Origin of the sequence: Thermofilum uzonense, assembly GCF_000993805.1 — an archaeon.
Taxonomy (GTDB): Archaea; Thermoproteota; Thermoprotei; order Thermofilales; family Thermofilaceae; genus Thermofilum; species Thermofilum uzonense.
Genome location: NZ_CP009961.1, coordinates 756,062 through 778,901 on the forward strand (window position 1 = coordinate 756,062; position 22,840 = coordinate 778,901).

Here is a 22,840-nt window from a genome sequence, read left to right on the forward strand (position 1 = left end):
ACTATTTCAGCTTTTCCAGCTTTTTAGCAACTTTTGTCTTTAGATCCTCGATGCTGGTGTAGCCCTCGACGTTGCTGGTTTGTGATCCGAGCTTGCTTATCAGCCCTGAGGGCGCGAGAACCACGTGGTCGTCACGCATATCCTGGGCCTTGGCGACTGACGCCAGCACCTCTGACATAGACTCTGGCGACTCGGGCACGATGTCGAATGATATGTTTTTCTTGCCATCTGTGACTAGAATATCCACGCGGTGGGTGAAACCCGTTCTACCTGGGACGGCTTGGGAGAGTTTAGCCGTGAGACCCATTTTTTCCGCGACGCTTTTAACCTCCATCATCATGAGGCTCTTTAATGCCTGTTGGATTCCATCCTTCCTGACTTTGTAGGCGTAGACTGGGAGGACGATTGCGTCCCTGTGGTCGAATAGTGCTCCGCAAGCCCTGCACTTGAAGAGCGGGTGTGGAACCTCGAAGCGTGCCCCGCACTCGCTGCAGTTATACATTATTCCTAGGAGTACAACGTTGTCCTTTGATAATGGTTCACCGCATTTTTTACATGCGGATCCCTCTATCTTCTCAACGACGTTTACGGTGCCGCACTTCACGTGGCTGACAGCTATCGTCTTGATAAGCCTCTCCGAGCCGCATTGTGGGCATTTGAGCTTAGGAGCCACCATGTGGGACCGGCACTTGGGGCAAAGGATTGCCTGTTCCTGGTACTCTCTCTCGACCACGCCCATCCTCGCGAGTTCCTCGAGGAGCTCCGAGTCCTGAACCTTGTACCTTACAGCTACGCGGAGGATATCAGGATAGTGATAGCCGAGCTCGCTGGAATATGAGGGTTTTATCTCATCGATCCTCTCTTGGAGGATAAGGGATAGCAAGGCTACAACTGCCTCTCGGGGCACGCCTCTAGATCCTAAAGATGTGGAGTGGGGTGTGCCCTCCTGTTCCTTCCTCAGCATGTATAATCAACTTAAATAACATTATTTAATATCACTTTGATATTCTTAACGTCTTATTTAGGAAACTTAGATTAATGTTTTTGTACCAAAGTATAATAGCAATAAGTATTGATGGGAAACCAAGCTTCTTTCATATAAGTTAATGTTTTTAACACGTACGACATATAATAATTTGTGTCGAGTACTGAATCCGGGTCGGCTCCACGTGCCATAATTGTACCGCCTGAGGAGATTATCCTGGACTTCTACGAGGTTGTCCCGCCGCTAGGCTACGCAGTTATAACTAGAAACCAGAGGACTGGGCGGTTAATGTATAGGGTTGTAGAGCCGGTTTTAACTAGGGAGGATCAGGCTGTGATAGAAGAGCTCAAGAGGATTCTTGTGGAGGAGCAGAGGCCTAGCCTGGAGGAGCTCAGGAAGCGTGGAGCAGAAGAGGTGTTGCGTGAGCGCGTTGAAAGGATTATAAAGAGGTATAGGCTTCCGATACCAAGGGAGGCCTTCGACAAGGTCTTCTACTATGTGAGAAGAGACATGCTAGGGTACGGCAAGATAGACTTGCTGATACGGGACCCGCAGATAGAGGATATCTCGTGCGACGGTATAGGCTTGCCTGTCTTCGTGTGGCACAGCAGGTTCGAATCCCTTCCAACAAACATCGTCTTCGCGGATGCATCCGAGATGGAGAGCGTCCTGGTAAGACTGGCCCTGAAGGCCGGGAAACAAATATCGGTGGCTCAGCCAATAGTTGAGGGCTCGCTGCCTGAGGGCTATAGGCTTCACGCTGCTCTCTCGGAGGTGGCGCGCAGGGGAGGCACGTTCACCGTGAGGAAGTTTAGGGAGGTGCCTTTCTCGATCGTGGACCTCGTGGTGAGCGGTACATTGTCTCCAGAGCTTGCAGCCTTCCTATGGCTCCTGGTCGAGCACAAGAAGAGCCTTATCGTAGTAGGGGCCACAGCGGGTGGGAAGACCACTCTGTTAAATGCCATTGCCACCTTTATACGTCCAGAGGCTAAGATAGTCTCCATCGAGGAGACCCCGGAGCTGAACCTCCCTCATGAGAACTGGGTTCCACTCGTCGCGAGGCCTGCTTCCGACCCTTGGGCCCGTGATGTGACTCTCTTCGACCTGTTGAAGTCAGCTTTGAGGATGCGCCCGGACTACGTGATCGTGGGGGAGGTTAGAGGCGAGGAGGCCTTCACGCTGTTCCAAGCTATCGCGACGGGGCATGCGGGAATGTGCACCATGCATGCGGAGAACGCGGACTACGCGGTGAAGCGGCTTACATCTGAGCCCATGAACGTACCTGTCCCGCTCATCCCCTTGATGAATGTCTTCGTTACGGTTAGGAGGTTTGTCACGGAGGATAAGATCTTCAGGAGGGTTGTGGAGGTCAGCGAGATCCTAACGGGGGATAAACTTGCCTGGAACCCTGTTTACAGGTATGACCAGGTCAGCGACAAGATTATGAGGGTTGGCGAAAGCACCGTCTTGGCGAGGATAGCCGAGGAAGAGGGTGTCCCGTTAAGCTTGCTGGTCGAGGAGCTGAAGAGGAGAGAAGAGATAATCAAATGGCTCGTTGAGAGGAAGATAACCGACTTCCAGCGTGTCAGCAGGCTTGTGAGGGACTATGCCCTGCGTCCCACGACTGTCTACACCGCTATCGAGAGAGGGGTGTACACGCTTTGAGCCTACCCTACCTTCTAGGTAAAACCATTACCCGGTTGACTGGTGAAAGGCTAAAAGCCTTCAGGGACATATACTACACTGCAGGCTTCACTGACGTATGGGAAGTATACCTGGGGAAGTGGCTCCTAGCATACCTTCTTTCGACACCATTTGCGATGACTATCTCCCTGTTTATCCACGAGTACATTCTCCGATATTCCTTACCTGTAGCCTTTCTCCTTACGCTGGTGCTCCTCATCCCCTACACTTTGATATTCCTTGCATTCACCCTCTACTACCCCCTGTACAGGAGGCACTCGAGGGGCTGGACTATAACGGCGAGGCTACCTTACACGCTTGCTAATTTCGCGGTGCTTGCTTCCTCAGGCCTCACGTTTACCGAGGCACTCAGGACTGTAAGGGAGCTCGAGGAGAACAAGGAGATAAGACGGGAGATAGACCTCCTCCTCACAGACCTGGAGCTTCTCGGCTATGATGTCCTGACAGCCCTGGAGAGAGCGGCGAGGCGTAGTCCTTCAGCTGCGCTATCACTGTTTCTCTCAGGCTTAAGGGATGCATACATCACAGGGGGCAACTTGTACAGCTATGCGTCCTTCTCTACTCAGAGGCTCCTCGAGCTTAAGAGAAGCGAGCTACGCAGGGTTACGAATACAGTGGCAGCGATCTCAGAGACCTATGTAACCCTAATGGTAGCCGCCCCCCTAATGTTCATAGTTATGCTGGCAATTATAGGGATGCTTGGAGGAACAATTGCAGGCCTACCAGTAAACCTTCTCATCTCTGTCCTCGTGCTGATCGGCACTCCAACGTTCGCTGCAGCTACACTAGTCATGCTGGACTCTGCGTTATCAAAGGTGTAGCCTATGCCCTACCTACCCCTACGCGGAAGAAGACTTGCCATCATCGCACTCCTCTCGCTAACGCTAGGCTCCCTTCCGCTCATTGTACTTGCAACGCTTTGGGGAAATGTTGGCCGGGAGCTCGTCTATGTTGAGCTTACGCGGGAAATTGTCCTGCCCTGGTCTATAACGCTCTACACCTTAATAGGCATCTCAGTTCCGCTCGGCCTGGCGCCCGTCGCAGTCATCCTCTGGCTTAACCTCAGGTATGTTGACTCCCTTAACAGGCAGCTCCCCACCTTCTTTAAAGGCGCGGCCGACGGGGTTAGGGCAGGCATGCCTCTCCCAAGAGCACTCGAGGTCGCCGCAAGGGCTGTGGGAAACCCCCTCGGTAGAGAGATACTTGACGCGCTCTCCGTATCAGCTCTAGGCTTAAGCCTACAGGAGGCCCTAGAACGTTTAACTGTGAAGATCCCGGAGCCAGCCCTTAAAAGGGCTACAAGCCTGCTGGTGGTGGCTCAGAGGTCGGGTGGCCGTGTAGCGGACGTACTGGACGCTGCAGCCGAGATGAACGGGGTTCTGAACAGCTACGAGGAGGAGAGGAGGGCTAACATGTCGCCGTACGTCTGGGTCTCCTATGTCGCTCTCGTCGTCTTCCTTTTAACAGCCACTATAATAACCTCGGTATTCGTCGAGCCGCTCTACAGGGTAAGGCTACCAGGCTTCGTGTCTCCGCCTCCACCCGAGCTCTTCAAGAGCATCTTCTATATCTCGGCTTGCATGCAAGCTTTTGCAGGAGGGATCGTCTCGGGTAAAATCGCTAGGGGGACTGTCAAGGCTAGCCTGCTCCATATAGTAGTGATGCTCACAATTGTCGTACTCTACTTTTTCCTACAGGAGCTATACTTTGCCCCAGCTATAACCCCGAGAATCTAGGGCCACTCCACTAGGAGGCGCGCCACATGGAGAAAAGATAAGGCCTTCTCCGTAAATGAGTGAATAAAGGCCAACACCGTGAGGAGCAAGACAATCATCAGTAATCCAAGAGCCAAGTAGACGAGTGCCTCCGCAACACCCCTCAAAAGGTACAAGGCCCTAATCCTCCTTGCAAACTCGCTTATAATGCCCTCCAAGGCTTACCCCCCAACCCGTATCCTTGCAATGTAAGTTCGAAGCTTGGATACTACCCGAACCTCGTACTCGTAGCCGGGCACCAACCCAGAGCTCAGCTGGAAAACCTGAACCCCTCCAGGCGGGATAACCACGCGCTGCTGAACCACGGGTAGGGGCCCCGTTGGCCCGTTGACGTAGACCGCGTAGACCTCGAGGGGCAGGTACCCGGTATTAGAAACAACAACCTGGGCCTGCTGGAGCAGTTGGAGGGAGTAGCCCTTGACATTGCTAAACGTAACGCTGAAACTCCTTGTAGAGTTATAGTCGTATGCGAATACCAGGGTCGTGTTCTTGAAGCTCACCTCCACGCTGCTGCTGTTCAAGAAGAATCTTTCAGTCATCCTCCAAGACCCGCCTACTCTCTCGAATAATTCCACGAAGCATGGACCTTGAGAGCTGAGCGAGAAGTTTCCCACGGATCCCAGGACGCCTGAAGTTGCACTGACATTGACGAGGGCGACACAAGCATTTCTAGGAAAAGGGAAGACCACGCCCCCGGGAATACTACGAGAGGAGAGGTTAAGGCATGAAACAGTTAACACAGGGCCAGACTGTGTAGTATCCCCGACAATGACTCTTATACTAGTAGTCGTGTCTACTAGGCCTGCGTATTTCAGGCTTATGCTGGGCTGTCCCTCCGCGAGCTGCTCGGAGCTCTGCGAGGCTATCTCGCTCAGGGTTGATGTGAACGTCGTGTACATACGGAACATTAGTGCTAGGAACATCGAGGCTATGATTATGAAGAATATGGTTCCAAGGGCAGTTGAGATCCCGCTACGCAGCACAAATAATATGGTGTGTTCAGGGTTTTTAACTGAATCGGTCGCTTATCATAATAAACGTTAATTTTATATCCATTGATTAAATTATATAAATTGATGGGTATGAAAAGGAGGGCTATAAGCCCTGTGATAGCAACGCTCCTTTTAATAGTTATTGCTGTAGCAGCGGCAGTCCTGACTTATATCTGGCTGACAGGATACATGGGCACAATAACCCCCCACCAGGCACCAACACAGCTACAGGAAAGAGTAAAGATTGACGCCGTCAAAGTTAATACTACTGGGGTCTACATATACGTGGCTAATGTAGGTGACGTAGACACAAGTATTGTGGGAGCCTACGTCCTTACATTAAACTATACAGTTGTCTGTGGTGGAAGTAACAACTATGCTTTGCCTAAAGGTTCAACCACACAGGTACCAGTACAAGGAACATGCACTCTCACATCTGGTAAAACATATATAGCAAAGGTTACGGCTAAGCAAGGCTCAGAGGCCACATACACATTTGTCGCACCTTAAATTTTTATCTCTCTTATAAAAATACTATTTTTGTAAATAAGGATTTAATAGCAGGTACCTCGAAATTAAATATGGTTAAGGCTACCATGCTGGGACAGGCGGAAATCATCGCAGCCTTACTTCTAACCGTCATCGTATTGGCAGGATTCGCGATTACTTGGACTTATCTTTTCCCCAGCTACCTTTCCTGGGAGCATGAGGCTTCAAACACGGCCCTGGAGTCTAGGCTTGCGGCCTCTGAGAAAATCGTGATTGGAAACGCAGTTTTCTCCTCCTCGACGGTCAAGCTAACTCTCGTGAATACAGGTAGTGTCGGGATACGCGTGAGGGCTATATACGTGAATGAGACCCCCGCGTGGCAGGGACAGCTCGATTTAGCCCCAGGCCAGCCGGCCGAGATAAGCTTGTCTGTGCCGGGGGACAACCTATTGTTATGGGTAAAGGTGTGCTCTGCGAGAGGAAACTGCTGGATCTTCCCAGTGTTCAACTCATCCCTTACTACTCCTACAACCCCACCGCCGCCACCTCCACCTCCTCCACCCTCCGGAGGGGCTCCGGTATTCGTGATAACTAGTTATAACAGTACAATCTACGGACAGCCAGGCAGCACTGCGAGCCTCGTAGTGGGGGTCTCCAACACTGAGAACTCGAGCGGGGCATGTAGGGTCGAGGTCTACGACCAGGCTGGTAGCCTTGCAGCCTCCACCACTACAACCATACAAGCAGGCTCAACAGTAACCGTGAGGCTGGCTCTAACTCTTCCCGGAACCAAGGGAACATATACCTGGACCATAAAGGCATACAACAGCTACACGGGCAGGTACGACGACTCTAAGACATTCACGGTGCGCGCCCTAGACATCCTCCCGGACACGAGCGCCGTTCTCTTCTATACACCATTCGAGACACCGCCCAGCGGCTGGCAAGCAATGGGAGGCAAATGGAGAATAGCCACAGGTCAGGGTTGGGCTGGCTCCAACGCTCTGCAGGGAGTAGACGACAACAAAGGTCCTTCCCGTACCTCCATTTATAGTTGGTCGCAGGCGATAGGCGGCTACTCACATATAAGGACTCTCGTCGTGCTTGGAGGGGTAAACCAAAACGACGGGATTGATAGGGGCTTCGCCTTTCTCGATATCTCCCAGACTACCAGAGGGTTCTATGGCGTTGTTATCCAGCCTAGCAAAGGGAACGTGATACTGAAGGTGGAGCTCGGAACCACAAGTGGAATATCCGATCTCAACCAAGTCTCGGCAGGCTACTCTTCGAGCTGGTACATCCTGTACTGCGGGTATTCGCGGAGCGGCGGCGTTAATTCCTTTAGCGCAACACTCTATGATCAGAGTGGCGTTGGGCTAGCGACTCTTCAGGTAAGCGATTCATCCCTGTCTCCGAACTACTTCGGCTTATTAGTTGACGGCGGCACGGCGTTCTTCGACGACCTCGTTCTCGCGACTGGGGATCCGAGGTACGTTAATGTCACGGGCCTTGATCCAGGCTGGTCTGTTGAGATTTGGAGGGGCTCTACACTCGTGGCTAGTGGTGTGGCCGACGCCACTGGCGTTGCAAGGCTGGACGTGAAGTTGTATCCGATAGTTCAGCCTGCCACCCTCGTGGTAAAGGATGGATCGGGGGCAATCGTTCTGAGCAGGACTTATGACGTTGTCGTGGGAGGGTACGTTTTTCGGGTTGATCCTTAATGTTTTTACGGTAGTGATGGCTATCCTATTGCTCAGCAGGGGCGAATTCCACTAAGTAAGTTATAGAATCCCTCTAAGGGGGCAGAGATATAAAGAAAAAGGTATTGATAATGTTTTTATTTTTTGATTGGATAATACTCATTTTAAAAAGTTAAGTATATAAAAATATGAATTATAATTAAATTCGAAATTATGCTTAACAAAACGTTACCTTATGAGATGGGCCGATATGCTATCGAGCCTGGTACGCGGCCTTACATCTACCACTTGATACTTAGTCCTGAGGCTTTGAAGGCTACAGGGCTGCTCGAGGAAGTCTCAATGATATTTGCTTCCAGGAATATCCCGATCCTAGAGTTGAAGGTTTCCACTCCGCCCAGGTTGAAGGTCAGGATCATTGTTATAGTTGATTTAAAAGGCCGGGAAGACCTCGCAGAGGGCTTGAGAGGCGAACTGTCAAGGCTGAGGTTTGTTGAAGAAGTTACGTATACACCTCCCATAGCGGAGGGCGTTGTTTTCGACACCTTTAGCTTCCCGTTAACCTTTATGGGCGAACGCTCGATTATAATGCGGAGAGCTGTCTATGAAGGGTTTATAAAGGGGGGATGGGAGAGGTTTGGCTCTGCCTTCGCCGCTATGCTCTACCTTATGGGTTTCGAGGCTGGACGGAAAGCTTTCGTAGACTATTATAGTATTTTCCGTGATCCTAACACCCAGCTCAAGGCTGTGAGCGCGGTGTTCCAGATGCTTGGCTACGGTGTCCTAGAGTTTGTCAGGGTTGACGACAATGCCCATAGGGCTGTCGTCAGGGTTTATGATAGCTTTGAGTGCGAGTTGTTCAAGGGGGCTGGTGATATAAGGAGTGGTTTTGTCAGGGGCATTATAGCAGGCTTCCTAGCGGGTCGGTGGAATGTGAAGGAGGTTTCTGCCAGGGAGGTGAAGTGTATAGCTAGGGGAGACCCCTATTGCGAGTTTCATGTTGAAGTGGAAGAGGGCAGTAGATAGGAGTCTGGACACATGGGTTAATGAAGCTTTATTGCACAGTGTCCGTGTGTTTGCTGATTACGAGTCATAAGGTTTTTTATTCTGGCTTAGAATTACACCATTATGGCTCAGAATATTGACAAAGAGCTTGCGGATGGGCTTAGGGGTCTTGCTGAGGGCTCGCTTTTAATGCTTGTAGCTTATATTGTTTTTCTGGGCCTTGCCTGGCTTGCAGGTTTTTGGATGTTTATGCCTTTCTACATGCCCATGCATATGCGTGAAGTTCCATATGAGGTTTCATATCCACGGCTTATAGCTCTCGTGGTAATGCTGGTCTTCCTAGTTATAGCTATTTATGGGCTTGTCTCGAAGATTCAGCCTGGGCTTGCGTCTCTTGGCCGGTGGAGGCAGGACTTGAGTGGTCTTGTGCCTTTGGCTGTCTGGGGCTTGGCTTTTGGTTACGTGTTGCTCGGGGTTTTCGCCTTGTTAACTGTTTTGCAGCTTCCGGGGAGGTTTATCGCTCTATGGCTTTCCTTTATATTGGGTGTGATGGGGTATATTGGATTGGGTATTACAGCCTTGAAGCTTGGAACATACTTGGGTTCCGGCGTGTTCACCTTGGGAGGAGCTTTCGCTCTTATCTCGTCTCTTATCCCGGTGTTCGCGCCTATAACGTGGCTTGTATTGTATATTGAGGCTAGCGGTCAAGCATATAGGGTTGCGCAGGGAGGACTGAAGTCTTAACGCGTAAAACATGCACTGGCGTTAAAGTCGTCTGGACTGTTAGGATTTATAAAAGGCTTTTTCCAAGATTTAAGTGATGAGCGAGAAGCTTGTCAAAAGCCTGGGGAAGAGCATAGAGCTTGAGAACAAGAATGCCTCGGATCTCGAGAGTGGTGTTAAGGGTTTGAAGAGCGAGGTTATCAGGACTATTCTGGGGAGTATAGCTTTTGACTCTCGCAAGCACGCCGAGATGTATAAGGGTATACTTAACATCCTGACTAATGTCTCGCCTGCTATCAGCGAGGAGGACTTTGAGAAGTTGAGGGTTATTGTTCAGACACACATAAAGCTGGAGGAGGAGATGATAAAGGAGCTTAAAACCTATATGGGTGAGTTGAAGGATCCTAGGGTTGAGAATATATTCCGCTACATCCTGAATGACGAGTACAAGCATCACAGAATGCTTGTAAACATTCTCGAGATTATTGTTAAGAGAGAGGTCATAAAAGAGTCTGAGATATGGGATATGCTTTGGAAGGAGGTACCATTCCACGGGACGCCCGGAGGTTAAAGAGGAGAAAAATGGATTTTATTTGGAATTCGAGAATTTTTTGGTTTTAGTGTTTTTTCCCTTATCATTTTCAGATTTCTGTTTACTTTTAGACTTGCACGGCATGGTTGCTCAAATAATGCTTAATGATGTCTATTAAAAATTTAACGCTTAGATTTGAGGGTTTAACTCAAGGCTTTATTTATCAAGCCTCTTTTTCTTGCGGAATAGGATGACCGCTATACTTGAGAAGGTTAAAGCGAGCAGAATGGGCCATAATGGCACTACGATTGACGATACGCTGCAGTCAGCTGTAGAGGTCTCAGGTATAACGACGCGTAACCGGTATACGAGTAGGGAGGAGTTCCGGGACGACTTTAAAGCACAGCTGAGGCTTGCTTCAGCGTAGAGTGCCGGGAAGCCTAGGCTTGATACGTCCAGATCTGCTACGGCTTCGTAAAGAGCCTTGATGTTTAAAGGCCTGTCAACCACGACTTCTTTTCTACTTGTTTTCTCACCGTCTATGATGAACGTAGTTGGCACGTAAAGTACGCCGTTTATGACGGTGGGTGAGGCGTGCAGGAGGATTGTGGAGCCCTGGTCGACCCATTCGGCTGTGACGCCTGCTAGGAGGGATATTGTGCAGAAGTATTGCCTCGTATAGGTGACTTCATATGTTCCGGGACCTATGATCTTGGCTTCGCTCAGATTCCAGGTGTTTGCCTTGTATCTTACCGCGGGCTTTGCGAGCCTAGTATTATTCCCTAGATTAATAACTTCAGGTAACATGGCCTTGAGTGGTGTTCCTTCATCAACCCATAGGGTGGTCTCGTTGAGGGATTTTATTGTTACTAGGAATTGTTTACGATAGTAGCCTATGAGCTCGCCCGGCCTCTTGATCTCGTAGCTACTGTTGACCTCGGCGCCCGAGAATGTTATCTTCTCGAGCTTGTACCTTACTCCTTCTCCAGCATCAATAACCTCTGGAATCAGGGAGGCGACCCTTGTTCCATCGTAGACCCAGAGCTCACTCCTCTTGTGTGGAAGTGTTAGATAAACTAGATGTTGTATAAGATACTTGATCTCAACGACAGCCCCAGGCCAAACCCTTGTGGCGTTGAAGGGCTTACCCTCGACGAAAACTGTGGGCTGGACGAGCCTGGTACCGTTGCCCAGGTCTATTATGGGCTTTATGAAACGCGAGATATCGGTGCTGGTTGAGAAGTTTAACCCTAGGGGTGTTTTGACGAGTACAAGGGAGGACCAGAGGAGCTTGGCTTCGGTAGATCCTGGCTTCACAATCATTATTCCCGGCCTTACAAGCGATGCTGAGGCAACTGATTTCTCGTACGTGTTTCCCCCGGTTGACCAGGCTGTGAGGGGGGTTGACCACTGGCTATCGCGTAGGTATTCTAGTTTTAGGGTTACTTGGCCAGAGTTGAGCAGGGCTAAGGGATAGTCTGCTGACTTTCCCGCGAATACAAGCTCAGCGTCTATTGGGCTCCACTCCCATAGGAGGGGTTTTACTGTAAGGCTTGCCTTATAGGCACCAGAGTAGGGTGTTAAGGACACTTGGTCGACTAATACTCCATCTCTCAGGAACATGATTGTGATTGTACCTGTTGTTCTCGCAAGGCTGACTTCGAGGCTTGTAGGGCCCAAGGGTTTGGTTGTCGGCTCTGCGTAAGCGTAAAGGTAGCCTTCGCAGCCCCCAGATCCGCCGCTATAAAAGCGGACTGTGCCCTTACCGGTAATAGCTGTTGCGAGCAACGGGGATAGTGTACACGTGGCGTCCTTATGCACCATCGTTATGTTCCATATGTTTATGTTGACGTAGACCTTATTCCCTTCAATTACAAGCACCTCCTGTAACCAGTACCTTTGCAGAGAACCTGAAAGTGTAACCACTTCAAGGTTCAGGTTGAGCTGGACGCTAGCACCGGGGCTTGTACCTGAGGTGCTGAAGCTGGTTGCGGCGAAGCCGTCTGTGAAGCCGATCTCAGCTCTTGCCGCGGTGAAATTGTAGGCATAGGCTGTGTATGTTCCGTTTATAAAGGATATCCCCGTGTCTATTATTCCTATGGGGGCTGCCGCTCCGAGGCTGGTCTGGGATGTGGAAGTCATGCGTTCGAGGGCCCAGGCTAGGGCTGGCGCGCCGCAAAGGTGAACTGTGAGCCTGCCGCTTATCCTTGCTGTTAAACTTGACGGGTTTAGTATTGCAAGCCCTATCCTTCTGGGCGTGGTTGTTCTCGCCGAGAGCATCTGGGATAGAAACGTTTGAGGGTTCGTGGACGCTATCTGGCTGTTTTGCTCCGTGTCCAGAACGACCATCTGTACAGGGGCAGTCGAGGTTAGCTCAGGATACATTGTTATGTCGACGATCCCGGGGCGAGAAAAGTAGACCTCATAGAAGTGATAGGTGTTCGGGGGTATGGCGTCGTGAATCATGTATGATAAGCTTACGCAGTTGTCCTGTGCAAGCAAGGTTTTGAGTGAAAAAAGGAATATAAAGAGCGTTAACAGGAGTAAGACTCTACGCATCGTATAAAGGTATTTTTTATCAAAAAATAAAGGTTATTTTTCGAGGACGTGTTAGATTATCAACTCGCCGCTCCGCCTATAAAAGTGTACCTTTCCGTAGTCGAAGGATACCTCGACGCCGTCCCCTATGTTGAAACGTTCCTCGGGTGGGAGGACAGCTCTTATCAGTGTCCCGTCCGGGGCTGAGAGGAAAGCGAACTCTTCCCGTCCTAGCCACTCCACCGAGTAGACAGTAAAGGTTTTACCTTTACGTACGACGAGGTGTTCTGGTCTAACCATTAGGGTTACTTTTGTCTCGCCCTTCTCGCGTAGAACTTGTGCTATGTCTTGTGGCAGTGGAAATACGGCTCCAGCAACCTCTAGCCTTGGCTGTGGCTCGAAGACTACGTCGGCCTGGAGCAGGTTCGCTGGCGGGCTTCCGATAAAGCCTGCCACAAAGGTGTTCGCCGGGTTCCTGTATAGCTCCTCGGGGGTCGAGTACTGTTGGAGCTCACCCTTGTTGAGGACTGCAACCCTGTCTGCTAGGCTCATTGCCTCTGCCTGGTCGTGGGTGACGTATATCGTGGTTATGCCTAAATCCCTTTGGAGCCTCTTGAGCTCCGCCCTTACTTCTACCCTTATCTTGGCGTCGAGGTTGCTTAGGGGCTCGTCCATCAGGAAAAGCTGTGGACGCTTCACTATTGCCCTTGCTAGAGCGACGCGCTGCTGTTGGCCACCGCTGAGCTGTCCAGGCTTCCTGTTAAGGAGATCCTCGATGTGGAGTGTCTTTGCGACCTCCTTTACTCTCTCATCGATCTCTTGCTTTGATAGTTTCTTGAGTTTCAGGGGGAAAGCTATGTTCTCGTAGACTGTCATGTGCGGATAGAGCGCGTAGCTCTGGAAAACCATTCCTATGTTCCTGTCCTTTGGTTCAAGGTCGTTCACCACTACGTCATCAAAGTAGATGTAGCCTGTTGTGGGCTTGTAGACTCCTGCTATCATCAGGAGTGTCGTCGTCTTTCCGCAGCCGCTTGGCCCAAGCAGGACAACGAACTCTTTGTCTTTGACTTCTAGGTTTAGGTTTTTAACTGCGTCGACGCCTCCCTTAAAGATCTTGGACACGTTTTCCAGTCTTACCCTAACCATTCAAACTCACCCCTTTACACCACCTATTGTGACCCTAACCAAATACTTTTCACCAACGACGTAGAGCACGATCACGGGTATGAGGTAGAACACTGAGAGCGCGGCTATGAGCGCGAGGTTTATGCCGCCCATCTCCCCCACCAGGCTCCTTATGAGAAGGGAGAGGGTCCAGTTTGTCTGGGACTGTATGAACGTGTACACGAAAATGTACTCGCCCCACCCGCTCAGGAAAGAGAAGAGGGCTACAGCGAAGATTCCCGGTGTGACCAGTGGTAGCATTACACGGTAGAAGGCGCCCAGCCTGCTGGTCCCGTCTACAAGGCTTGCTATCTCAATGTCCCATGGTATGCTGTCGTAGAAGCCCTTTAAAACCCACACACCTAAGGGTAGGTCGACGGACATCCTGACCAATATAACCCCTGCTAGGGTGTTGAGGAGGTTAAGCTGGCGCAATAGGAAGTAGAGGGCGATTAAGAGAACCGATGCGGGGACGCCGTGAATCACGAGGAAGGTTCCTAGAAGGGTGCTCCTGCCCCGGAAACTGTAGCGCGAAATAACGTATGCCGCCATGGAGGATATCAATACTACGAGGAGCATGTTTCCGAATGCAAGTATCATTGTGTTAACTGTAACGGTGTACACGTTGGGGTAGAGCTTACTATAGACAGGGTTCTCTTGGAATAATATTCCGTTCCTTATGAAGTTGAAGTTGTCTAGCGTGAATCCCTCTATCGTAACTTGGCTCTTGCTGAAGGCTAATCCTATGAGTAGAGCTAAAGGTACAATTATTATGAGTGTTAATACTATAGCCGTAAAATACAGGAGTACAGTTGATAATTTCAACCTCACATCCACCACCTACTCCATCTTAGGCTCCGCCATCAACTCCCTTAGCCTGAAAACCTTCCAGTAAACCACCGAAAGTATTAGGCCGATGACAAGCAGTATGGTGACAAAGACCGTCGCATAGCCGTACCTCATACTCGCAAGGTATTGACCAAAGGCGAGATGATACGCTTGAAGTATCATCACCTCTGTGGAGTAGTATCCAGGGCCGCCGTCAAGGGTGAGCAGTATGTATTCGAAGGACGCGAGTAGCGAGAGAGTCTGGTAGGCTACTACGAATGCTATCTGCCACTTGATAAGGGGGAGTATTATCCTCCTAACAATTGTGAGCTGTGAGGCCCCGTCAACCTTGGCCGCGATGATGTAGTCTTGAGGTATGGATTTTATAGCGGAGCTGAATATAACCATTCCGAAGCTACAGCCTATGAAGCCGTTAACTATTATAAGGAAGGGCCAGTAGTAGTGGAAGGTCCACGCCACTGGACGCTCTCCCAAACCCCTCAGTATTGTGTTTAGGAAGCCGGTATCCATGGGAGAGAAGATCCACATCATTATAAACGCGTAGATGACGGAGGGCATAACCCTGGGAAGGTACCATAATGCTCTCATGAGGGTTCCCAGGGTGTCGTGGACGTGTGTGGATACTAGGGCGAGGAATAGTCCAACTAGAACGTTAAAAGTCAAGGTCCCTGTCACGAATATTATAGTGTTCTTTACAAATATTGGAGTGTTGATGTCAGTTATAAACTTCTGGTAGTTTGCGAGGCCGATCCACTCCCATATAAAGCGGTAGTCAAGGTTTGTTAGAGATATAAGCACTGTGAGAACGGCCGGGATAAGCATGAAAAGCACGATGACGATTGTAGCCGGCACCAGCATTAATGCTAGAACCGCGATTCGAACCCAGCGTCTACCAAAAGCCATGTAGAGAACCACCCAGAAAAAAATATTTTTATTTTTTAATCCCTAATGATTACACTGTCACCTAGAGTATTCTGTAGGTTCTGTCTGAAGACCTGGAGAGCCTGATCAGAGTTGAACTGCCCTGTCTCTATTCCCTTTATGACGTTAAAGATTATGGTGTTGTAGTCGCTCCACTTCGGGTGTAAAGGCTGGTATTTGGCGTATTGTACCATGTAACCCGTTGCGGCTAGGAACTTGTCCTTAGTGTATACGGGATCTGAGAGCTGGTCGTATAGTATCGCTAGGTGTGCACTTTTAACCGCATGCAGCGAGTTCAGGTATGGATCGGTGGCGAGGGTGATTATAAGGAAGGCTATCTCGGGGTATTTGCAGGACTTTGATACGAAGTAGGCTTGAGGCTGTGAGAGTGTTACCGGCTTTAAGCCTGGCTCACCGGCGGGGTACAAGGCAAAGCCGAACATTTGCCAGAATCTATCCTCTGATAAGTTGAAGGAGCCTACCCACTGTGCCTTGTTCCATATGCCTCCCATCCAGAAGAGGACCTTCCCAGAGACTATTGTGGGGTGAATGTCCCTGTTGAAGTCTAGGGAAGTTATCTTGTCTGAAATAGCCTTGCCCTTCTGCATGGAGGCCTCGTAGAACCAGTCGAAGGTCTTCTTCCAAGCCTTCATGTCAGCGACAAGCTTGCCCGTGGTGGGGTCTTGGAGCGTGCCTCCGAATGCCAAGTATACTATAGGCCAGTCGGGTCCAGCGCTGGGCCTATGCCATATGGCGTAGCCTGGCTGTACCACGCCCTTCTGGACAGCCTCCTCAGCTACGCGCAGTAGGTCTTGTAGAGTAAACTGTCCGCTCTTGATCTTGTCGGGGAGTGAGTTTATCTGGTCATCGGTCCAGCCGAGCTGTTTTAGTAGTAGCTTGTTGTAGAAGATTGGTCGGGCTTCGGTGTCCTGAGGTATACCCCATATGTGCCCTTTGTATGTAACGGCGTCCCATAGACCGCTTATTATGTCATAGTATGTCCAGTTCCAGTACTTCTTGACATAGTCGTCTAAAGGAATAATCCAGCCATTTTCGCTAAGCAAGGCTGAGTAGTGATGCTCCATCTGGAAGATACAGGGACCAGTGCCACCTTGCAACGCGAGGAAAACCTTGTTCCTGTAGTCCGTCCAGCTCGCTGTAGAGAAGTCGCCCTCCACCTTTACAGTGGCTGGGACGCCGACGACCTTGAATATAGTGTTAAGCCTGTTTGCTGCCTCTACCAGGTTCAGCTGACGATATATTGATTCTCGCTCAGGTCCCTGCGTCCATGCTGTTATCACTATCTCTACGGGTTTGCCGCCTTGTTGCTGCTGTAGTTGTTGCAGCTGGTTTTTCAGAGTCTGTAGCTCTTGGTTTAGCTTGTCATACTCACTTTTAGGGACTACCTCTCCTGCCGGAGCGGATGGCTGTGGAGCTGTAGCCCAGTGGACAAGATAGCCGACAGCGAAACCAAGGACGAGAACTACTATGAGAAGCAGTGCAATTGATTTCTGAGTTTTTGCTTGCATGCTTGCTCATTTTTTTCTGAACTTTATACTCTATAAATCTTTTTCCCGTAAGCTTTAAAGGTTTATGTAAAATAAGAATAAAAAGTCTAAATACATAAACATAAGATTAAAAGAAAGTATTGATTTCTATAAGAAGAATATATAGCTGTAAAGCTTTAGTTTTATATGCTAGTACGTTTCTTTCTGAGCTTAGCTGTGACTTGCTCAACGGCAGACTGTATTCTCGAGAGAGTCTCTAGGGAGAGGATGTGTGAAGTTAGGTAGACGAGAAGTATGGTGAGGATTATGGAGAGGACTAGGTAGAGAGGAGTCTGTGCGGGTGGAACTGAGGCCACGATATCCTTGGCTAGTATTGTTGGCTGGGTTAGTGGGAAGATATAGAGTATTGCCTTAACAACGGGGCCTAGCATTTGGGATGGAGCGAATATAACAAAGTATCCTGGGAGGAAGATTAGCATGGAGAGAGGCCCTAGGATTGTGTTGGCTATTCTAACGTCTTTGCTTAGGGCGCCTATTACTACTCCTAGGGCTGCTGCAAAGAATAGTGAAATAAGTAAGCTGGGTACCAGGAGGACTAGGCTCCCTGAGGGTAGTAAATCAATGGCAGCTGGGGAATATGGAGGAGCAGCTTGCTGAGCCGTGATTTGTGGTTCCGTAGGAAAGCTTGTAAGCACTATTAAAAAGTAAAGGCCTATCCCTATCATCTCAAAGAGTGAGCCTAAGAGAGAGACTACGAACATTCCGAGCAGTTTCGCCGTTAGTATGTCCCGCGCAGGTACGGGCATCGTAAGAAGGGTTTCTAGAGTCTTTTCCTCGTTTTCTACGGCCATGGAGGTCGCTGACATCTGCATGACCACCATGGCTATGGACATAACTATTATAGGAATGAAGAGGGCTGCCATTACTAGCCCAAAGAGAGATCCAGGATCGGCTGGTAGGAATAATTTCTTGCTTGAGATGTAGGTCTGGGGTACCGACTCGACGGGATTCTGGAGAAGCTGAGGATTGATCCCTGAGTTGTTCGCCAGTAGTTCGAGGTAGAAGGATTTCAAAGATTCGAGTAGACGCCCGGTTTGGATACCCGAGGTAAAGGAGATCTCGTCTACTATCGCGATAAGCGTGACGTTTAGAGGCTTTTCGTTCTCAATTGACGATGAAAACGAGTTAGGGATTACTAGTATAAGCTTTAGTCCTTTGGCTGACGCCTCCGAATATATGTTGTTACCCCCTTTTTCAAGGTAGGTTATAGTGTAGCCCTTGCGTGATAACCACTCGAGGAGCAGTCTCGAGTAGTACCCGTTGTCAAGGTTTAAGACACCTATGTTCTGAGTCATCTGTACTGCTTCCTGCACTGCCGTACGCATTGGAACCATGATCACAAGGCCCACCACTGGCATTATTAGGGCGCTTAGGATGAAAGGTACTAAGATTCTAGGGTCGCGAAGCGTGTCCTTTACCTCTTTGATAAGAAGGGGCCTGATCACGTGACACCACCTGCTAGCTTGAAGAACACTTCTTCTAGATTCCTGACCCCGTGCTTGGAGATGAGCTCCTTAACGGGACCCTCCTCTATTATGAGGCCCTTGTTAAGCATTGCCACGCGTGAGCAGACGTCCTCTACTTCAAGCATGTTGTGGCTTGAGAGAAGTATAGTGACGCCGAAGCTCTTAGCGTTCTCCTTGATGAGGTCGCGTATCTCTTTTGCCTGAATCACGTCTAGGCCCGCGGTAGGCTCATCCATTATGGCTAGTTTAGGCCTCAGCATCAATACCCGTGCAACTTGTACACGCCTCTTCATACCCTTGCTGTAGGTCTTCATTTTCTCGTGTATTTTCTCACCTAGACCCGAGATCTTAATCCCGAGTTCAACAGCCTCCTCCGCTTCCCTTGTTCTCCCATAATAGAGCTCTGCGACGAGCCTTAGGAACTCGTAGCCTGTGAGATTCCTGTATGAGCCTGCGTCCTCGGGGAGGTATGCTATTTGCCTCTTAACCTTCAATGTCCCGGGCTTCTCGCCGAGGACTAGAACCTCACCGGAGGTGGGTTGGAGCAGGCCTGCAAGTATCCTGAACGTGGTTGTCTTGCCGGCGCCATTGGGACCTATGAGGCCGAAGACTTCGCCTTCTTGGACTTCAAAGCTTATACCATTGAGAGCCCTGAAGGAGCCATAATCCTTCACGAGTCCTTTGACCAGGACGGCATGCATGAACAGGTCACACTTTAAATGAAAAAATATATAGGAAAATATAAGATTTGTTAGGGGGCAAGAGCTTGGAAGACCCTAAAAAATTCTGCTGGAACACCCTTATATGCTTCATATCTGTTCTATCGGCTACAGCCATAGCCTTCTACGTCGGGCTTGTCCTAGCTAGATTTAATCCGATCCTGCTACCTCTAATTCTTACTCTAGCGGTATACCCAGGCTTTGCCTACCAAGTGTATAAGGGAAAGTTGTGGACGGCAAGCCTGCTAGTGTTCTCCTGGGCCATACTAGCCTCTCTTCTGATGATACACTACGCTTATTCGAATGGGCTTGAGGGAGCAGGGCTTGTGGCCAAGGGGGCTGACTATGTTAAAGAAATGTTTTCCTGGATAGCAACGGGTAAGGGAGCCGAAGGTGACCCCTCGTTGTTCATCGTTCCTAAGATAATAGAGATCGTAGTGTTTTCAATGGCATCCTTTCTAACGGTTGGCTTTGCAGGGCTCTTCATGGGAGCCTACCTTCTAGACTACATGAACTTCTATGTGGGTATACTGCTGCTCCATGCTATGCCTGGACACTTCCTTGAAGTTGCTTTACTTTCCTGGCAGATCTACGCGATACTACGCGTTGTTGGGTACGTCCTATTAGGGACGAGCCTCTCTAGAATTTCCTTCCTGTTTTTCAAGAAGCGGAAGTTGATCATTGAGGATGATGTGAAGAAGATGCTACTGTATTCTCTGGCGTTCATTGCGCTAGACTTCCTATTGAAGGGAGTTGTCGCAAACGCGTTTTACCAACCCATGTTAAAGCTCTACATTAGCCTACCATAGTAAAATAGATATATTCAAAATTTATTTGAATCCGCATGTATGACAAACATCTATCCCTATCCTGGTCCCGCAACGCCAAACGGTCTCTACCTTTACTCGACTACCGAGAAGAGATGGATCCAGCTTGAAAGGTTCTGGTTGAGCGAGAACGGTGTACACGTTATATATTTCGACAATACCCTCTGCCCCGCATGCAGAAAGTTCGACAAGACCTGGTTCACCTTTGTAGAACAGAACGCGGAAAAAGCAAGGGACACTTATTTCATGATAGCCCTCTGTGACTGGTTTGCCGGGCAGTGTGGCTCTGAGCCCGCAAGGAGGCTCTTTGAGATCTTCGATGTACACGTTTCACCTACGATAGTCTTTCTAATCAGGAAGGGCGGAGAGTTGAAGAAGAGTCTAAAGCATGAAGGCGCGATGAGCATGGAAAAACTTACGATGACATTTGCCGTTCTCTTAAGCCTTAACGTGTAAGCTCCACTATTGCCGCCTTGGCGGCTTTTCTGACCGCCTCACTGCTATTGAATTTTGGAGCCCAGCCCAGGGCCTTGAGCTTTCTAATATCGAGGTGCATGTATTTCACATCCCCCACCCATCCTCTGCCACCATCTACACCCCCCGTGATCTTGTATTTGACATTCGTCAGACCCATTTCCTTCACTACAATAGCTGCCACGTCGAGAACGGTTATTGAGTCCTCGCTCCCAACATTGTACGCCTCAAACCCCCTAAGGGTCTTCTGCCAAGCGGTAATTGTTCCTTCTACCGCGTCGTCGATCCAGATGTAGCTTTTACGCTGGGTCCCATCCCCAAGGATCTCAAGTTCATGGGGATTCGCTTTGAGCTTCGCCACAAAGTCCTTTACGACTCCCCTCTTTGCCCTTGGGCCTACTACGTTAGCATATCTCAGAGCGACGGCTGTAAAGCCATAAGTGTAAGTATAGGCCGAGATCATTGACTCGCAGGCAAGCTTGGACGCCCCGTAGAGCGAGATAGGCTTCATGGGGGAGTAGTCCTCGGGCGTTGGAAGCCTAGCTGCGTCACCGTAGACTGTGCTTGTGGAAGCAAACACTATGCGCTTGACGTCTCTCCTCCTCATCGCCTCCAGGAGATTGTATGTTGCAAGAATGTTGTTCTCGTAGTGTTCCTTTGGGTCTCCAACCCTAACCTCCGGATTCGCCGCAAAGTGGAAGACGGTGTCCACTTCGTCTCTTATTGCCTCCTCAGAGACCTCTGGTAGGCGGAGATCACCCCTGATTAATCTGATCTCTGAAGAAATGCCTGAGAGGTTTTCGATATGGCCCGAGGAGAAGTTGTCTACAACTGTCACTTGGTAACCTAGGCTCAGCAGCTTCTCTACGAGGTGGCTACCTATAAAGCCGGCCCCACCGGTCACCACAACGCTCATAGCAACCACTATGCTAAGCCTATCAATCTCGGACCTCTAATGCTTACATCCGGGTTCAACGCCTTTATAAGCCTAGCCGCAAACTCGTAGTGATCCTCGGGACTTGTGTTTGAAAAGCTTCTGGCTGACTTCTCGTATATCTCGATTTCAAAGCTGGAGCCGTCTTCCCGTTCTAGCCTCATGTAAGCCAGGTCGAGGACTTCTCCTTTATAGTTAAGTGTACCAGTTGCCAAGCTAAACGAGGTGAAGACGGTGTTCATTTCTTCCTCAAGCTCTCTCTTCAACCTATCACTGTCCTTTCCCAGCACTTTTCCGAGAATCTCCTCGTGAGATTCGAACTCTATTACTCCGTAAGAATATTCTACGTCTCGCACCGAGAATATACTCAGCTTCACAAGATTGTAGGTAGAGGGGCCCAAATAAAAACTAGCTGTTCGATACGAGAGAAAACTGCACACGCCAATATACAAGTCTTATTTTTATAGTTGAATCCGTGTTTTTAGGAAATCAGTATGAGACTTGAAAGAAGAATACTCTCCCTTATCATCCTCATCTTAATCGTCATACTCTCTGTGAGGCTCTTTGAGAGCCTACTAGGCTCTCTCTTTAAAGATATTGCTCCCATCTACCAGGCTCACCGCCACCTTGTATACGCGGCCATAGCCACCCTTGTGGGCGCAGCTATAATACAGTCAGTCGCTACGGCTACTCTAGGCTGGTTCAAGGAAAAGCATCGACCCGAAGCCTATTACGTCCGGAACGTTACAATCCTATTTGGATATATTATTCTAGGCTTCGTCGACGCCGCGCTTCTAGGCGTCAGTGGCGAGTCACTGCTTGCGAGCGCGACATTCACCGGCTTGATAATAGGTCTCGCATTGCAGCCGGTGCTCTCAAACTTTTTCTCAGGAATCCTGATACTAGCCTCTGGTTTTCTGAAGCCTGGTCAGAGCGTTAGGATTACGGGGCCAGTTACGATTTCGGTGCTTGCCTTTCCCGCGTATAAGTTTTTCAGCAGAGACCAGCTTCTTCCAAGCCTTAAGGGCACAATAATCGAGGTAGGGTTCATGTTCACAAAGATGCTCGATACTGACGGGCAACTCGTAAAGATACCTAACTCTATTCTACTAAACTCGAGCATCGTAGCGGAAGAGCTGGAGGAGAGTAAAACGATACAAGTAAGATACGAGTTTCCCATATATTGTGATCCGGATACTGTCTTATCAGAGCTCAGAAGCGCGATATCTCCGTTTGTAAAGGAGTTCAACCTGTACATTGAGGAGCAATCAGACAAGCAGTACTACATCGTCCTCATCGTGGCTCACACTCCAACCAGTTCCAAGACGAGAGAGTTCCGATCCAGGGTTTTGAGGGAGGTGGTGAAGGTCCACCGGAAACTTGGGAACTGTCAGAGCCCTGACAAATGAGTACAGGGTTCCTTGCATAAAAATGTAAAAATGACTTTCACGCCAATCCAAGTAACATTTATCTGA

The 22,840-nt window shown here is 49.5% G+C and carries 23 protein-coding genes; 11 read left to right on the plus strand and 12 right to left on the minus strand.

The genetic code is table 11. The features are described 5' to 3' along the window. Window position 1 precedes the first annotated feature (1 nt). Window positions 2-964, minus strand: coding sequence for a TackOD1 domain-containing metal-binding protein (locus MA03_RS03795; protein WP_052884004.1), 963 nt, complete (start codon window positions 962-964; stop codon window positions 2-4). 174 nt (window positions 965-1,138) lie between these two features. Here MA03_RS03795 and MA03_RS03800 point away from each other — a divergent pair, with 174 nt between their 5' ends. Genes MA03_RS03800 through MA03_RS03810 form a run of 3 tightly spaced genes read left to right on the plus strand, consistent with a single transcriptional unit; the run spans window position 1,139 to window position 4,425 of the window. Next, complete coding sequence (locus MA03_RS03800; protein ID WP_052884005.1) at window positions 1,139-2,650, plus strand: type II/IV secretion system ATPase subunit; 1,512 nt, start codon at window positions 1,139-1,141, stop codon at window positions 2,648-2,650. Further along, entirely contained in the window at window positions 2,647-3,510 is an 864-nt protein-coding gene (locus MA03_RS03805; RefSeq protein ID WP_191118749.1) for a type II secretion system F family protein, read from the plus strand. Before MA03_RS03800 ends, MA03_RS03805 begins: the two co-directional genes overlap by 4 nt. Window positions 3,511-3,513: 3 nt before the next feature. Next, window positions 3,514-4,425, plus strand: coding sequence for a type II secretion system F family protein (locus MA03_RS03810; RefSeq protein ID WP_052884007.1), 912 nt, complete (start codon window positions 3,514-3,516; stop codon window positions 4,423-4,425). Here the strand turns inward: MA03_RS03810 and MA03_RS03815 are convergent. Together MA03_RS03815 and MA03_RS03820 are read right to left on the minus strand one after the other, a co-directional pair. Then, the gene (locus MA03_RS03815; protein ID WP_052884008.1) at window positions 4,422-4,622 is read right to left on the minus strand and encodes a hypothetical protein; all 201 of its coding nucleotides are present in this window, start codon (window positions 4,620-4,622) and stop codon (window positions 4,422-4,424) included. The two genes, MA03_RS03810 and MA03_RS03815, sit on opposite strands and share 4 nt — an antisense overlap. A gap of 3 nt (window positions 4,623-4,625) precedes the next feature. Next, complete coding sequence (locus tag MA03_RS03820; protein ID WP_052884009.1) at window positions 4,626-5,447, minus strand: hypothetical protein; 822 nt, start codon at window positions 5,445-5,447, stop codon at window positions 4,626-4,628. A gap of 93 nt (window positions 5,448-5,540) precedes the next feature. Between MA03_RS03820 and MA03_RS03825 the strand changes: the two genes are divergently transcribed. The 5 genes from MA03_RS03825 to MA03_RS03845 all read left to right on the plus strand — a co-directional run bounded on the left by MA03_RS03825 (window position 5,541) and on the right by MA03_RS03845 (window position 9,944). Next, entirely contained in the window at window positions 5,541-5,966 is a 426-nt protein-coding gene (locus MA03_RS03825) for an archaellin/type IV pilin N-terminal domain-containing protein (RefSeq protein WP_052884010.1), read from the plus strand. 71 nt (window positions 5,967-6,037) lie between these two features. Continuing rightward, complete coding sequence (locus MA03_RS03830) at window positions 6,038-7,666, plus strand: hypothetical protein (RefSeq protein ID WP_052884011.1); 1,629 nt, start codon at window positions 6,038-6,040, stop codon at window positions 7,664-7,666. Window positions 7,667-7,858: 192 nt separating this feature from the next. Continuing rightward, window positions 7,859-8,671 (plus strand): V4R domain-containing protein, encoded by an 813-nt coding sequence (locus MA03_RS03835; protein ID WP_052884012.1) that lies wholly within the window; start codon window positions 7,859-7,861, stop codon window positions 8,669-8,671. 102 nt (window positions 8,672-8,773) lie between these two features. Next, window positions 8,774-9,394 (plus strand): DUF973 family protein, encoded by a 621-nt coding sequence (locus MA03_RS03840; protein ID WP_052884013.1) that lies wholly within the window; start codon window positions 8,774-8,776, stop codon window positions 9,392-9,394. Between the two features lie 76 nt (window positions 9,395-9,470). After that, window positions 9,471-9,944: a ferritin-like domain-containing protein gene (locus tag MA03_RS03845; protein ID WP_052884014.1), complete on the plus strand. Its 474-nt coding sequence runs from the start codon at window positions 9,471-9,473 to the stop codon at window positions 9,942-9,944. A 177-nt stretch (window positions 9,945-10,121) separates the two neighbouring features. Here the strand turns inward: MA03_RS03845 and MA03_RS03850 are convergent, their stop codons facing one another. The 7 genes from MA03_RS03850 to MA03_RS03880 all read right to left on the minus strand — a co-directional run bounded on the left by MA03_RS03850 (window position 10,122) and on the right by MA03_RS03880 (window position 19,112). Then, complete coding sequence (locus MA03_RS03850; protein ID WP_052884015.1) at window positions 10,122-12,464, minus strand: thermopsin family protease; 2,343 nt, start codon at window positions 12,462-12,464, stop codon at window positions 10,122-10,124. A gap of 51 nt (window positions 12,465-12,515) precedes the next feature. After that, window positions 12,516-13,589 (minus strand): ABC transporter ATP-binding protein, encoded by a 1,074-nt coding sequence (locus MA03_RS03855; RefSeq protein ID WP_052884016.1) that lies wholly within the window; start codon window positions 13,587-13,589, stop codon window positions 12,516-12,518. 6 nt (window positions 13,590-13,595) lie between these two features. Continuing rightward, window positions 13,596-14,438: a carbohydrate ABC transporter permease gene (locus MA03_RS03860; protein WP_191118751.1), complete on the minus strand. Its 843-nt coding sequence runs from the start codon at window positions 14,436-14,438 to the stop codon at window positions 13,596-13,598. 9 nt (window positions 14,439-14,447) lie between these two features. Next, window positions 14,448-15,359: a carbohydrate ABC transporter permease gene (locus tag MA03_RS03865; RefSeq protein ID WP_052884887.1), complete on the minus strand. Its 912-nt coding sequence runs from the start codon at window positions 15,357-15,359 to the stop codon at window positions 14,448-14,450. A 35-nt stretch (window positions 15,360-15,394) separates the two neighbouring features. Continuing rightward, complete coding sequence (locus tag MA03_RS03870) at window positions 15,395-16,906, minus strand: ABC transporter substrate-binding protein (RefSeq protein WP_052884018.1); 1,512 nt, start codon at window positions 16,904-16,906, stop codon at window positions 15,395-15,397. A gap of 161 nt (window positions 16,907-17,067) precedes the next feature. After that, window positions 17,068-18,390, minus strand: coding sequence for an ABC transporter permease (locus MA03_RS03875; RefSeq protein ID WP_052884019.1), 1,323 nt, complete (start codon window positions 18,388-18,390; stop codon window positions 17,068-17,070). Further along, entirely contained in the window at window positions 18,387-19,112 is a 726-nt protein-coding gene (locus MA03_RS03880) for an ABC transporter ATP-binding protein (RefSeq protein WP_052884020.1), read from the minus strand. The genes MA03_RS03875 and MA03_RS03880 overlap by 4 nt, the downstream gene beginning before the upstream one ends. A 65-nt stretch (window positions 19,113-19,177) precedes the next feature. Between MA03_RS03880 and MA03_RS03885 the strand changes: the two genes are divergently transcribed. Then, window positions 19,178-19,939, plus strand: a complete 762-nt coding sequence (locus MA03_RS03885; protein ID WP_191118752.1) for a hypothetical protein — start codon at window positions 19,178-19,180, stop codon at window positions 19,937-19,939. Between the two features lie 39 nt (window positions 19,940-19,978). Then, window positions 19,979-20,413 (plus strand): hypothetical protein, encoded by a 435-nt coding sequence (locus MA03_RS03890; RefSeq protein ID WP_052884022.1) that lies wholly within the window; start codon window positions 19,979-19,981, stop codon window positions 20,411-20,413. On the opposite strand, the gene MA03_RS03895 is transcribed toward MA03_RS03890, so the two are convergent. After that, on the minus strand, window positions 20,403-21,347 hold the full coding sequence (locus MA03_RS03895) for an NAD-dependent epimerase/dehydratase family protein (protein WP_052884888.1): 945 nt from the start codon (window positions 21,345-21,347) through the stop codon (window positions 20,403-20,405). The two genes, MA03_RS03890 and MA03_RS03895, sit on opposite strands and share 11 nt — an antisense overlap. 8 nt (window positions 21,348-21,355) lie before the next feature. Further along, complete coding sequence (locus tag MA03_RS03900; protein WP_191118753.1) at window positions 21,356-21,742, minus strand: hypothetical protein; 387 nt, start codon at window positions 21,740-21,742, stop codon at window positions 21,356-21,358. 117 nt (window positions 21,743-21,859) lie between these two features. On the opposite strand from MA03_RS03900, the gene MA03_RS03905 reads away from it, so the two are divergent. Beyond that, complete coding sequence (locus MA03_RS03905) at window positions 21,860-22,774, plus strand: mechanosensitive ion channel family protein (protein ID WP_052884024.1); 915 nt, start codon at window positions 21,860-21,862, stop codon at window positions 22,772-22,774. The last annotated feature ends 66 nt before the right edge of the window (window positions 22,775-22,840 follow it).

Bases quoted from the DNA above. Each gene is read 5' to 3' on its own strand.
- MA03_RS03855 (WP_052884016.1), bottom strand. From the start codon at position 13,589: ATGGTTAGGGTAAGACTGGAAAACGTGTCCAAGATCTTTAAGGGAGGC.
- MA03_RS03840 (WP_052884013.1), top strand. From the start codon at position 8,774: ATGGCTCAGAATATTGACAAAGAGCTTGCGGATGGGCTTAGGGGTCTT.
- MA03_RS03825 (WP_052884010.1), top strand. From the start codon at position 5,541: ATGGGTATGAAAAGGAGGGCTATAAGCCCTGTGATAGCAACGCTCCTT.
- MA03_RS03795 (WP_052884004.1), bottom strand. From the start codon at position 964: ATGCTGAGGAAGGAACAGGAGGGCACACCCCACTCCACATCTTTAGGA.
- MA03_RS03895 (WP_052884888.1), bottom strand. From the start codon at position 21,347: ATGAGCGTTGTGGTGACCGGTGGGGCCGGCTTTATAGGTAGCCACCTC.
- MA03_RS03870 (WP_052884018.1), bottom strand. From the start codon at position 16,906: ATGCAAGCAAAAACTCAGAAATCAATTGCACTGCTTCTCATAGTAGTT.
- MA03_RS03835 (WP_052884012.1), top strand. From the start codon at position 7,859: ATGCTTAACAAAACGTTACCTTATGAGATGGGCCGATATGCTATCGAG.
- MA03_RS03810 (WP_052884007.1), top strand. From the start codon at position 3,514: ATGCCCTACCTACCCCTACGCGGAAGAAGACTTGCCATCATCGCACTC.
- MA03_RS03880 (WP_052884020.1), bottom strand. From the start codon at position 19,112: ATGCATGCCGTCCTGGTCAAAGGACTCGTGAAGGATTATGGCTCCTTC.
- MA03_RS03905 (WP_052884024.1), top strand. From the start codon at position 21,860: ATGAGACTTGAAAGAAGAATACTCTCCCTTATCATCCTCATCTTAATC.
- MA03_RS03890 (WP_052884022.1), top strand. From the start codon at position 19,979: ATGACAAACATCTATCCCTATCCTGGTCCCGCAACGCCAAACGGTCTC.
- MA03_RS03830 (WP_052884011.1), top strand. From the start codon at position 6,038: ATGGTTAAGGCTACCATGCTGGGACAGGCGGAAATCATCGCAGCCTTA.
- MA03_RS03850 (WP_052884015.1), bottom strand. From the start codon at position 12,464: ATGCGTAGAGTCTTACTCCTGTTAACGCTCTTTATATTCCTTTTTTCA.
- MA03_RS03865 (WP_052884887.1), bottom strand. From the start codon at position 15,359: ATGGCTTTTGGTAGACGCTGGGTTCGAATCGCGGTTCTAGCATTAATG.
- MA03_RS03845 (WP_052884014.1), top strand. From the start codon at position 9,471: ATGAGCGAGAAGCTTGTCAAAAGCCTGGGGAAGAGCATAGAGCTTGAG.